An 11,647-nucleotide genomic window follows, 5' to 3' on the forward strand; every position below is an offset into this window, starting at 1 on the left:
CGGGCGCGGCCGGGGCTGCAGCGGGGGCGGCCGGGGCCGCGCTCTCGGCCGGCGCCGGAACCGGGGCCGTCGGCTGCGTCGCCTCGGCGGGGGTCGGGGCCGTCTCGGCCGTGGGCTCGGGGGAAACCGCAGCAGCGGGAGCCGTCTCGCTCGTCGGCACGGCGGAGGTCGGCTCGGTCCGGTCGGCGCCGGATTCGTTCTCGGTCATGGTTGCTCCTTCCAAGCCCCCTCAGGATGACTGGCGATGCTGTGTCCGACTCGGGCGAACCCTATGACGAACATATGCAAGTGCCCGATGGGCCCTGGTGGCCCTGCGGGTAGCGTTGCAGGATGCACGACCCCGCCCCCGGACTCCCCCTCGCCCCCTGGCAGCGCACCGCTGCCGGTGCCGGACTGCTCGGTTCGGACGGCCGCATCGCCGCGACCATCTTCGCAGAGATGAGCGCGCTCGCCGCGTCGACCGGCGCGATCAACCTCGGACAGGGATTCCCCGACGAGGACGGCCCCGGCGAAGTGCTCGAGGCGGCACGCCACGCGATCGAGTCCGGCGTGAACCAGTATCCGCCGGGCATCGGCGACCCGCTGCTGCGTCACGCGATCGCCCGCCACCAGGAGCGGCGCTACGGCATCCGCCTCGATCCCGACCGGGAGGTCCTCGTGACCGCCGGCGCGACCGAGGCGCTCGCGGCGAGCATCCTCGCGTTCGTCGACGCCGGCGACGAGGTCGTCACCTTCGAGCCCTGGTACGACGCCTATGCGGCGCTCGTCGCCCGAGCCGGCGGCCGGCACGTCACCGTGCCGCTGCGCTTCCCCGACTGGACGCCCGACCTGGGCGACCTCGAGGCCGCGATCACGGATCGTACGCGCCTCATCATCGTCAACAGCCCGCACAACCCGACGGGCACAGTGCTGCCGACCCCGATCCTGCAGCGCATCGTCGAACTCGCCGAGCGGCACGACGCCCTCATCGTCACCGACGAGGTCTACGAGCACCTCGTCTTCGACGGCCGCACGCATACCCCGATCGCGAGCCTGCCGGGCGGCTTCGAGCGCACCCTCTCCATCTCCTCCGCGGGCAAGACGTTCTCGACGACCGGCTGGAAGGTCGGCTGGATCACCGGCCCGGCGCACCTCGTGACCGCGGCGCTCGCGGTGAAGCAGTACCTCACCTTCGTGAACGCCGCCCCCTTCCAGCCGGCGATCGCCGTCGGGCTCGACCTGCCGGACGAGCGGCTCGCCCGCTTCGGCGAGGTCCTGCAGTCCAAGCGCGACCGGCTCGTCGCCGGGCTCGAGACGGCCGGGTTCGCCGTCTCCGTGCCGCAGGCCGGCTACTTCGTCGTCGCGGACGCGGCTCCGCTCGGCGCCGTCGACGCCGTCGAGTTCTGCCGGGCGCTCCCCGAGCGGGCCGGCGTCGTGGGCATCCCGGTGTCGGCGTTCGTGCACCCCGAGCGCCGCGCCGACGTCGCGAGCCTCGTGCGCTTCGCCTACTGCAAGCGGATGCCCGTGCTCGACGACGCCGCCGAGCGGCTCGCCTCCCTCGCGGGATCGCCGGTCGAGTAGCGACGCAGTCGCGTATCGAGGCCGTGCACCGGGTCTCGATTCGGCGCTGCGCGCCGACTCGACCGACGGGGTTCCCTGCGTGCCGACTCGACCGGCGCAGCGAGATCAGCCCCGGGGCTGCGCTACTCGGCCGGCTCGACGCGGTAGCGCCGCAGCTCGAGCGCCGGGTTGGTGCGGCGCACCGCCGCGATGCGGTCGAGCGAGAGTGCGGCGACGGCGGCATCCGCCCGTTCGCCGAGCGAGGCGAGCGCGACGCCCATCGGGTCGACGACGAGCGACTCCCCCACGCCGCCGGGCGCCGTGTGGTCGGCCGCGAGCACGTAGACGGTGTTCTCGATCGCCCGAGCCGTGACGAGCGAGCGCCAGTGGAACGCCTTGAGCGGCCCGGGCACCCACTCCGCGGGCATGCAGATCGCGTCGGCGCCGGCATCCACCAGCATGCGGCTCACCTCGGGGAAGCGCACGTCGTAGCAGGTCTGCAGGCCGAAGCGCACGCCCTCGATCTCGAACAGCTCCGGTTCGCCGAGCGCGCCCGGGGCGACCCACTCGCTCTCTCGCGAGCCGAACGCGTCGTAGAGGTGCTGCTTGCGGTAGGTCGCGACGACGCCCGCGCGCGGGGCGACCGCGACGAGGGTGTTGTGCACCCGATCGTGCCCGTCGACGGCGGCGCCGGGCGCGGGCTCGAGGAGGCCGGCGACGAGGACGACCCCGAGCTCGTCGGCGAGGTTGCCGAGGCCCGCCACGAACGGCCCGTCGAGGGGCTCGGCGTTCGCGACCCACTCAGGACCCGGCGTCGGCGTGAACGCGGCCGAGTACTCCGGCAGCACGACGAGCCGCGCGCCGCGCAGCACCGCCGTGCGCACGAGATCGCCGATCGCGGCGAGGTTGGCCGCTCGATCCGGGCCGGGCGCGAACTGGGCGACGGCGACGAGCAGTTCGCCGGTGGCGTCGGAGGCGGTCATCCGTTCACCCTAGCGAGCCCGCGAGCCGACGGATCCCGGGGCGGACGCCCGGGTACGCTCGCTCTCGTCGCCGCCTTCGACGCGCGGCACCGACCCGATGCACCGACGCCACCGAAAGGCCGGCACCGATGAGCGCACCCGAGACCCCCGCCGACGCCGAAGCCGCCACGACGCCCCGAGCGGCTCCGGTCGAGGAGCCGACTCGCGGTTGGCGCGGCTTCTGGAACCGCGGCGGCTGGTGGAAGGCGCTCGCCTTCTCGGCCGTCTACTGGGGCGTCTACCAGCTCATCGGCCTCGGCGTCGGCGCCGTGTTCGGCGACGTCATCGACGAGTCGAACCTCACCGGCGATGCCGCTTCGATCCTCCTCGGCATGGCCCTGCCGATCGCGCTCGCGGGACTCCTCGTGCTCGTCTTCGTGCTCACGCTCGGCTGGGGCCGCGAGATCTTCGGCCGCCAGCCGCTGCCCGGCCGGTGGTGGATGTGGATCGCCGTCGTGCTCGCGGTCGTCCCCATCCTGCTGCGCTTGGCCGCGACCGACTGGGCCGAGTACACGCCCGGTGTCGTCGTCGCGTTCCTCGTGCTCGGCCTCGCGATCGGCTTCACGGAGGAGCTCGTCACGCGCGGCGTGGACGTGAACCTGCTGCGCCGCCACGGGTACGGCGAGCGCGTCGTATTCGTGCTCTCCTCGCTGCTGTTCGCCCTGCTCCACTCCGGCAACATCGTCTCGGGCGCTGAGCCCCTCGTCGTCGGGGTCACCGTGCTCTACACCTTCGGCTTCGGCGCGACGATGTTCCTCTCGATGCGGGCGACCGGCAGCATCGTGCCGGCGATGCTGCTGCACGCCTGCACCGACCCGACCACGATCCTCGCGGTCGGCGGCGTCGACGCCCACGGCGCGACCGCCGGCGACAGCGGGCTCGTCAACCTCGCAGGCGTCTTCAACTGGCTGTACTTCGTGCTCGCCCTCGTCGCGATCATCTTCCTCAAGGGCCGCGTGCGGCCGAAGGCGCCCACCGCCTGAGGCGCCGACTCCGGCTCCCTCACGACCTCGGCCGCCGGTCGTCCGCACGCGCGGCGGCTGGCGGCCGCGGCCGTCTCCGGGCAGACTGCGGCCCGTGGGGGCGTGGGTGCTGCACGTGGACCTCGACCAGTTCGTCGCGGCGGTCGAGGTGCTGCGGCGCCCGGAACTCGCCGGGCTCCCGGTCGTCGTCGGCGGGCATGGCGACCCGACCGAGCGCGGGGTCGTCTCGACCGCGTCCTACGAGGCGCGCGAACTCGGCGTCGGCTCGGGGATGCCGCTGCGCATCGCCGCCCGCAAGGCACCGGATGCCGTCTTCCTGCCCGTCGACAAGCCCGCCTACGAAGCCGCCTCGGCCGACGTGCTCGCCGTGCTGCAGACGTGGCCCGGCGGCGTGGTGCAGGTGCTCGGCTGGGACGAGGCGTTCGTCGGGCTCGACGCCGACGACCCCGAGGCCGCGGCACGGGGCATCCAGGCCGCCGTGCTCGAGACCACCCGGCTGCACTGCAGCGTCGGCATCGGCGACACGCTCATCCGGGCGAAGGTCGCGACCGGCTTCGCGAAGCCGCGCGGCGTGTTCCGGCTCACCGAGGCGAACTGGATGAGCGTCATGGGCGAGCGCCCGACCAAGGAGCTCTGGGGCGTCGGCAGCCGCATCGCCGCGCGGCTCGAGACGCTCGGGGTGCACACCGTCGCCGAACTCGCCGCGGCGCCCGAGGACGTGCTCGTCGCGGAGTTCGGCCCGAAGCTCGGCCCCTGGTACGGCACCCTCGGCCGCGGCGAGGGCGACCGCGACGTCGACGACACCCCGTGGGTGGCGCGGGCGCGCAGCCGCGAGACCACGTTCCAGGAGGACCTCGACGAGCCCGCCGCGGTCGAGGCCGCCCTGCGCGACCTGACCGCGGCCGTGCTCGGCGACGTCGCCGAGGAGGGCCGTCCCGTCATCGGGCTCACGCTCAAGGTGCGCTATGCGCCGTTCGACACGAAGACGCACGCGCGCAAGATCGCCGAGACGGCTGACCCGGACGAGGTCCTCGCCGCCGTGCTCGGCCTCGCCGCCGACCGCCTCGACCCCGACCGCGCCGTCCGGCTGCTCGGGCTCCGCGCCGACCTCAAGATGCCGGAGGACGCGCGCGAGCCGCGCACGCCGGGCCGCGGCGGCTGGTGAGGCCGCCGCGGGACGGCATCCTCAGTTCTTCGTCATCTCCTTGCCGTGCGCGGTGATCGCGTAGATGACGAGCACGTCCACCGCGATGACGATGACCGCCCACCAGGGCTGCGCCGGCAGCAGCATGAGCTGCCCGATCGCGCTCAGCCCGGCGAGCACGATGGCGACGATCCTCGCCCAGCTCGCACCCATGAACAGTGCGATGCCGGTCAGCACGAGGGCCGCGCCGATGAGGAGGTTCCACCACCCCCACCCGGTCACGTCGAAGAGGAGCAGGCCGCCCTCGGTGAGAACGTAGTAGGTGTTCGAGCCGACCAGGGCCGCGATCCCCTGGACGAGGCTGAACGCGCCGTTCAGGATCAGGATGACGCCGGCGAAGCCGACCCATCCGACCCATCCCGACACCGACGGACGCGGAGCTGCTGCTGTCATCGTGCTTCCCCCTTGCACGAGCGGATACTGCGCGTGTTCGCGCAGCAGGACCGCCATATCGCTGACGCTAGACCCCCGGATCGCGCCGGAGCGGCCCCGAATGCCGTTCGTTCCACGGCGAACGCGGGGCCCGCCGCGCACGTGCGACGGGCCCCGCGAGGCGACGCGATCAGCCGATGCCGAAGAGGCGCTTCAGCCAGTCGACGACGGCCTGGACGACCTCGCTCAGTCGGTCGATCGGCCGCTGCTTCGTCACCTCGACCGCCGCCGACACGACGCTCACCGGCGGCTGGCCGTCGACGCTCGCCGTGACCTCGACCGAGAGCGCGTGCCCGACGTCGCCGCCGCGCACCGTGTAGGTCGCCTCAGTGCCCTTCCGCCCCGGGATCGGCTCCCCGTCGAGGAGCCAGCGGTACGAGAACGTCGCGTCCGCGTGCGACCACGTGCCCGGGAAGGCCGTCACGGTCTTGCCCTTGACCGCGTCGCCGACGACGACCGGCGCCTCGAGGACGGCCAGCGGCACCGTGACCTCCGGCAGCACCTCGATGACGGTCGGCTCGGCGATACCGACGAGCCGCGCGCCGGTGCCGGCCGGGGCGGCATCCGTCAGCTCGTAGAGCCCGTGCAGGTCGACCGAGCCGTCCGCCGCGATCTCCGGGGCGACGCTCCGGTCGAGGGAGACGAACCAGCCCGCGTCGATCGCCGACGAGCCGCCCGGGTTCCACCGGTTCGACGGGTCGGTCAGGAGCGAGGCATCCGCCTGCTTCAGGCCGAGCACGTCGGCCTGCGGGCCGCGCCACGAGAGCACCCCGCTCGCCCGGTAGTCGGTCGTCGCCGCGTTCGTCTCGAGGCGCACGCCCCGGTCGTTGTCGACCGAGGTCACCGACTCGAGCCGCACGTTCGGCCCGGAATTCGACGTCACGCCCGTGGCGAGGTTGCCGTAACTGACCGAGTTGCGGAGCAGATGGTCGCCCGGCATCGACTCGCCGCCGAGCTTGAACCCGTTGCCTTCGCCCCGCAGCGCGCTGGCGTCGCCGAGCCGGCCGTTGTCGTAGGCGACCGAGTCCTCGATCACGACGGTGCCGATCGGTCCGGTGGTGGACTTCGCGTAGAGGTCCCAGCCGTCGTCGATGTTGTTGTACGCGATGTTCGAGCGGAACACGTTGCCCTCGCCGACGGTGAGCTTCGCCGCGAACCCGTCGGCGTCGTTGCCGCCGACGTCGGCGTTGTCGTGGGACACCGACGAGACGACGAGGTTGTGCGTCGGCCACAGCGCGGGCGGCTCGCTCTCGGAACCCGAGATCTGGATGCCCGTGTCCTGGTTGTGGTGCGACTCGACGCGCTCGACGACGTTGTGGTTGCCCTGGACGAGCATCGGCTTCTGCTTGTTCGCCGAGCCGGTGATCTCCAGGTCGTACACGTGCCACCAATCGCCGCGGAGCACGAGGCCGCCGTCGGGCGAGCCCGTGAGGTCGAGCACCGCGCGCGAGCCCGGCTCGCTCAGGAGCGTGATCGGCGCCTCGGGGGTGCCGTCGTTGCCGCGCTCGGCGACGACCTTGCGCTCCAGCGCGTAGACCCCGCCCTCGAGCACGATCTGCTGGCCCGGCTGGGCGAAGCCGACCGCGGTGCGCAGGTCGAGCGGCGACGCGGACGTGCCGGCGCCGTCGGGCGAGCCGTCGGGGGCGACGCGGATCGACTGCCCCGGCTCGCCGTAGGAGCGCACGGTCACCGTGAGCGGCACATCGACGGGATCGGTGGACTCCAGCTCCTCGCGCTCGCCGAGCTGCGGCTGCTCGGCCGACGGCAGCAGCCGCACGGTGAGCTCGTTGGCACCGGGCTGGAGGGCGACCGGGGCGAGCACGCGCTCGCCGGGGGCGAGGGCGATGCCGTCGACGAGCACGGCGCCCGAGGCATCCAGGATCTGCCCGGTGCCGTAGACGTTCGCGACGAGCGGCACGTCGAGGGTGTCGTGCGGCGTCGTCGTCGTGACGTCCACGTCGAGGGTCGCCGCGACGTACTCGGTCGGCGGCTCCTGGGCCGGCTCGTCGTCCTCGGGGCGGATCGTCGTGAACTCCCAGTCGGTGACCGTCACCTGGATCTTGCGGGCGACCGCCATGCCGACGAAGAATGAGTCGGGGTTCTGCTGCAGCAGCAGCTCGGGGTCGTACTGGATGACCTCGAGCACCTCGTCGCCGCGGTGCCAGATGGCGTGGAAGCCCGTGTTCGACTTGCGGAGGGTGAGCTCGTAGACGTCGCCGTCGCCGAACTTCGGAGCGCTCGCGATCTCGGGTCGCCAGTCGCGGTCGAAGGCGACGGAGTCGCTCGAGTCGCGCACGCCGGCGGTCGCGTCGGTCGTCGCGCCCGTGTAGCCCTGCACGAAGCGGGCGCCCGGGGTGCCGTCCTGCCAGGCACCTGCCTCGGTGCCGTAGGCGTAACGCGTGACCATCGCGCCCGCGGAGTTGAAGTAGCGCGCCGCGGAGACGCCCGGCACGAGGTCGTCGACGGCGATGACGCCGAAGCCCGACTGGGCGTCCTTCAGCGACGAGTCGTCGACGCGGAAGGATGCCGTGAGCGTGAAGTTCTCGCTCGCCGGGTCGATCTGCGTGTAGTAGTACTGGAACCCGTCTTCGGAGGTCGCGATCTTCGTCGTGCTCGCCTTGGCGTCGAACGTGATCGTGCCGTCGGCATGCTCGGTGACCTGGCCGCCCGAGCCCGCGTTCGAGCCGATGTCGGCGATCTGCCAGCGCTCTGCGGCTCCCGCGACCTCGACGAGGAACGGCGCGCCCGCGACCGCCTCGTCGCCGCGGTGGGCGACGACGCGCACGTCGTAGGCGGCGCCGGGCGTCAGGCCGGTCACCTCAGCGGTGCCGCCGACGACGCCCGCGCGCAGGGGCGCGAAGGATGCCGCGCCCTGCCGCGCCTCGACCGAGTAGGAGTCCGCCTCGGCGGATTCCGTCCACGTCAGGGCGACGGTCGCCGACCCGGCCGCGACGGCCGTCGTGAGGGCGCCGGTGATCTCGGGGCCGACGAGCGGCAGTGCGAAACCGTCGAGCGCGGCGCGCGCCGAGGTCAGCGGGGATGCCTCGCTGGCGCGCGTGAGGCGCACCTCGGCCGTGTAGTCGCCGGAGCCCGGCGGTGTGAGCGCGAGCGTGCCGCCCGCGCCGTCGCCTGCTGCGAGGGTCTGGTCGACCTTCGCGCCGGCGGCGTCGAAGAGGGTCGCGTACGCGACGTCGCCACCGTCTGCGCCGAGGAGGCCCGTGTAGTCGACGAGCACCTGCGAGGGGTCCGCGGGGTCGACCGAGACCGAGTCGATGCCCGGTGCGGCCACCTCGCTCCACGGCGCGCGCGTCGGGGCGTCGAACGCCCCGAGCTGCGCGGCGTAGACGTTGACGCCCGAGCTCGGCGAGGCGATCCAGTAGTCGCCCGGCGCCGTGATCGGGACGCTCGCGGTCACGACGGCGGTCGTGCCGTCGTCGGCGAGCGCCGCCAGTCGCCCGACCTCGCCCGCGGCGCTCGAGACCGCGAGCACCCGGTCGGCCGTCGCGCTGCCGCTGCGCGCGTTCACGAACAGCGTCGTCGGCACCTCGTCGGCGGCGACGGTGAAGTGCAGCGACCGGTTCGCCTGCGCGCCCGTGCCGTTGAGCTTGATGCGCTGGGTGAACTCATCGCCGCGGTCGGAGATGCGCGCGTGGGCATCCACGGTGACGTTCTTGCCCGCCGCGGCGGCGATCGAGAAATCGGTGCCGGTGTCGGTGAGGGCGACGTACTCCCCCACGGCGAGATCGGCGGCGTTCAGGGCGGTCGAGGGGCCGAGCGCGGTGGCCGAGACGGCGCCGGTGAGCGCGAGCGCCGCGGCCAGCACGACGGCCAGCGAGGTTCGGACGGGTGGTCTGAGCTGGGACATGGATCTCCTCGTCGAGATGCGTGCCGCTCAACGCCGAACGGCACGGGAAAGCGCTTTCTGACTCACGTCGATTGGTACGGTAATCGCTTTCCCGCCGAGCAGCAAGTGCCGGCTGCCGAGTCGACGACCGATCGCCCCGCGACCCCTTGACGGAGAACTTGTATTTTGCAAGTGTGAGCCGCATGAGCCTCTTCATCACCTGCCCCGTCGAGAACGTGGAACGCGCGACGGCGTTCTACACGGCCCTGGGCTGGACCCTCAACCCCGACATGTCCGACCACAACGTGTCGTGCTTCGCGATCGCGCCCGAGCAGTACGTCATGCTCGGCACCCGGGCGATGTACGCGAGCGTCGGCGGCACCGACGATCTCATCGGCGGCCCCGACACCCCCTCGAAGGTCACGGTCTCGTTCGACCTCGGCAGCCGCGAGGCGGTCGACGAACTCGTCGAGCGCGCCGGTGCCGCCGGCGGGCGCATCGGCGAGACCGACGACTACCCCTTCATGTACCAGCGCCAGTTCGACGACCCCGACGGCTACCACTACTCGCCGTTCTGGATGAAGCCCGAGACCGATCCGACCGCGTGAGCGACCTCGCCGCCGCACTCGAGGTCGTCGGAGCACGTTGGGCGCTGCTCATCGTGGAACGGCTGCTCGACGGGCCGCAGCGCTACGGCGATCTGCAGCGCGAACTCGGCGTGCCGACGAACATGCTCGCCATCCGTCTGCGCGAGCTCGAAGCCGCGGGCGTGCTCTCGCGCCTGCCGCTCAAGCACAACACGCGCGCCTACGCGCTCACCGATCGCGGCCTCGCCCTCCGTGCGGCGATCGTCGCACTCGGGCGTTGGGGCGCGGAGCAGGTCCGCACTGCGAACAAAGGCCGCGATCCGGGCGATCACGGCGGTGGCGTCGCAGATGCGTGACAGATCGCCGACCGGCGGCGCACGACCACCGCGATCGCTCCCCTGGAACGGCTCCCGCAACATGACGAAGGCCGCTTCCGGATTCACCGGAAGCGGCCTCTGACCTGTGTTTCTTCAGTTGCGGGGGCAGGATTTGAACCTACGACCTCTGGGTTATGAGCCCAGCGAGCTACCGAACTGCTCCACCCCGCGGCACAAGAGAAGACTCTACCACCGCCCGGAGCATCGCCCGACCACGGCCGGCATCCGCGCCTTCGTGCCGAGGGTCGCGACGTCTGTCGTCGCTGCCAGGATGCGGGACATGGAGATCGAAACCCTGCAGCGGGACGTCGAATCGGTGTCGGTCGTCTACGCCGAGCGGAACGACATCGCGCGCACCGACGACTGGTTGGTTCTGAAGCTCGGCGAGGAGGTCGGCGAGCTCACGCAGGCGTATCTCGCCCGGTCCGGGCAGGCGCGCGACAAGGGGCGCACGCCGACCGAGGTCGAGGAGGATTTCGGCGCCGAGCTCGCCGACGTCCTGGCGCACGTGCTGCTGCTCGCCGAGCGCTTCGCCGTGGATCTCCCGGCGGAAATCGGGCGCAAGTGGTTGGCCTGGTTGCCGCGCGACGCCGCGGCCACTGCCGCGGGTGCTGGGGAGTAAGGCGCGCAGCGGCCGATCGGATCGGTCCGCGATGATCGGGTGCGGGCCCCGCGGGACGGGGAAGCTCGAATGCGAAGGAGGACGCCGTGATCGAGACCCTGAACGCGCTCGTCGAACTCGTCGAGGACGACCTCGGCAGCGACCCCGACGTCGCTCGGCTCGCGACCGCAGCCGGCACGACCGAGTACCACGTGCGCCGCATGTTCTCGTCGCTCGCCGGGATGCCGCTGTCGGAGTACGTCCGACGTCGGCGGATGACGCTCGCCGCGGCCGACCTGCTCGGCGACGACGACCTGCTCGACATCGCCGTGCGCGCCGGCTACGGCTCCACGGAGGCGTTCGGCCGGGCGTTCCGGTCCGTCCACGGCATCGGCCCGGCCGATGCGCGGCGCGACGGCGGCCCCCTTCGCACCCAACCGCAACTCAGGTTCCGCCTGACCGTCGAAGGAAGCACCCCCATGGACACCCGAATCGCAGATCGGCCGGCGTTCCGGCTCGTCGGCCACGCCGCGCGCGTGCCGCTCATCCACCGCGGCCCCAACCCGCACATCCAGGCGCACATCGCGTCCCTCCCGCTGAGCGAGCACGTCCGGTTGAAGGAACTCGGCGACGCCGAACCGGCCGGCATCCTCCAGGTGAGCGACGATGTCGATCCGGATGCCACGGAGGGCAGCGAGCTCACCTACCTCCACGGCGTCGCGCTCGACGCAGGCACGCGGGTGCCCGACGACCTCGACGCGATCGAGGTGCCCGCCGGTTCCTGGGCGGTGTTCCGCACCGCGGGCGCCTACCCGGCGGCGCTCCAGGAGACGTGGGCGGCGACGGCGACCGACTGGTTCCCCTCGAACCCCTGGCGCCTGCGCCCCGGCCCGTCGATCGTCGCAGTGCTCGAGCGCGCGGACGACTTCAGCACGGCGACCACGGAGCTCTGGCTGCCGGTGGGGCCTATCGGCCAGAAAGAGTGGATGGGGTCCCGCTCTCGGCCCGTGATCGCGCGGATGTAGCGGGATGGTTATGGTCCGTGATGCTTAATCGTG

At 72.4% G+C, this 11,647-nt stretch carries 11 protein-coding genes and 1 tRNA gene; 7 read left to right on the forward strand and 5 right to left on the reverse strand.

Annotated elements, in window-relative coordinates; all coding sequences use genetic code 11:
* A partial coding sequence (locus GB864_RS18250) for a hypothetical protein (RefSeq protein WP_419672798.1) occupies positions 1 to 208 on the reverse strand: 208 nt, incomplete at its 3' end.
* 122 nt (positions 209 to 330) lie between these two features.
* On the opposite strand from GB864_RS18250, the gene GB864_RS16535 reads away from it, so the two are divergent.
* Positions 331 to 1,560, forward strand: coding sequence for an aminotransferase class I/II-fold pyridoxal phosphate-dependent enzyme (locus GB864_RS16535; protein ID WP_160426795.1), 1,230 nt, complete (start codon positions 331 to 333; stop codon positions 1,558 to 1,560).
* A 122-nt stretch (positions 1,561 to 1,682) separates the two neighbouring features.
* On the opposite strand, the gene GB864_RS16540 is transcribed toward GB864_RS16535, so the two are convergent.
* Positions 1,683 to 2,522 carry a carbon-nitrogen hydrolase family protein gene (locus GB864_RS16540; protein ID WP_160426796.1) on the reverse strand — a complete coding sequence of 280 codons (840 nt, stop codon included), beginning with the start codon at positions 2,520 to 2,522 and terminating at the stop codon, positions 1,683 to 1,685.
* A gap of 128 nt (positions 2,523 to 2,650) precedes the next feature.
* On the opposite strand from GB864_RS16540, the gene GB864_RS16545 reads away from it, so the two are divergent.
* Positions 2,651 to 3,544: a CPBP family intramembrane glutamic endopeptidase gene (locus GB864_RS16545; protein WP_160426797.1), complete on the forward strand. Its 894-nt coding sequence runs from the start codon at positions 2,651 to 2,653 to the stop codon at positions 3,542 to 3,544.
* Positions 3,545 to 3,638: 94 nt separating this feature from the next.
* Positions 3,639 to 4,709, forward strand: a complete 1,071-nt coding sequence (locus tag GB864_RS16550; RefSeq protein WP_473808266.1) for a DNA polymerase IV — start codon at positions 3,639 to 3,641, stop codon at positions 4,707 to 4,709.
* Between the two features lie 21 nt (positions 4,710 to 4,730).
* Here the strand turns inward: GB864_RS16550 and GB864_RS16555 are convergent, their stop codons facing one another.
* Together GB864_RS16555 and GB864_RS16560 are read right to left on the reverse strand one after the other, a co-directional pair.
* A complete protein-coding gene (locus GB864_RS16555) occupies positions 4,731 to 5,141 on the reverse strand; it encodes a DUF7144 family membrane protein (RefSeq protein ID WP_160426798.1) in 411 nt (136 codons plus the stop codon).
* A gap of 169 nt (positions 5,142 to 5,310) precedes the next feature.
* Entirely contained in the window at positions 5,311 to 9,045 is a 3,735-nt protein-coding gene (locus GB864_RS16560; RefSeq protein WP_160426799.1) for a right-handed parallel beta-helix repeat-containing protein, read from the reverse strand.
* Positions 9,046 to 9,227: 182 nt separating this feature from the next.
* Between GB864_RS16560 and GB864_RS16565 the strand changes: the two genes are divergently transcribed.
* Both GB864_RS16565 and GB864_RS16570 read left to right on the forward strand, forming a co-directional pair.
* Complete coding sequence (locus GB864_RS16565; protein WP_160426800.1) at positions 9,228 to 9,632, forward strand: VOC family protein; 405 nt, start codon at positions 9,228 to 9,230, stop codon at positions 9,630 to 9,632.
* The gene (locus tag GB864_RS16570) at positions 9,629 to 9,967 is read left to right on the forward strand and encodes a winged helix-turn-helix transcriptional regulator (protein ID WP_160426801.1); all 339 of its coding nucleotides are present in this window, start codon (positions 9,629 to 9,631) and stop codon (positions 9,965 to 9,967) included. Before GB864_RS16565 ends, GB864_RS16570 begins: the two co-directional genes overlap by 4 nt.
* 118 nt (positions 9,968 to 10,085) lie before the next feature.
* Here the strand turns inward: GB864_RS16570 and GB864_RS16575 are convergent.
* A tRNA-Met gene (locus tag GB864_RS16575) sits at positions 10,086 to 10,159 on the reverse strand.
* Positions 10,160 to 10,259: 100 nt separating this feature from the next.
* Here GB864_RS16575 and GB864_RS16580 point away from each other — a divergent pair.
* Both GB864_RS16580 and GB864_RS16585 read left to right on the forward strand, forming a co-directional pair.
* Positions 10,260 to 10,610: a nucleoside triphosphate pyrophosphohydrolase family protein gene (locus GB864_RS16580; protein WP_236779200.1), complete on the forward strand. Its 351-nt coding sequence runs from the start codon at positions 10,260 to 10,262 to the stop codon at positions 10,608 to 10,610.
* An 86-nt stretch (positions 10,611 to 10,696) separates the two neighbouring features.
* Positions 10,697 to 11,614: a GyrI-like domain-containing protein gene (locus GB864_RS16585; RefSeq protein ID WP_160426802.1), complete on the forward strand. Its 918-nt coding sequence runs from the start codon at positions 10,697 to 10,699 to the stop codon at positions 11,612 to 11,614.
* The last annotated feature ends 33 nt before the right edge of the window (positions 11,615 to 11,647 follow it).

Origin of the sequence: Agromyces seonyuensis (assembly GCF_009789225.1) — a bacterium.
Taxonomy (GTDB): Bacteria; Actinomycetota; Actinomycetes; order Actinomycetales; family Microbacteriaceae; genus Agromyces; species Agromyces seonyuensis.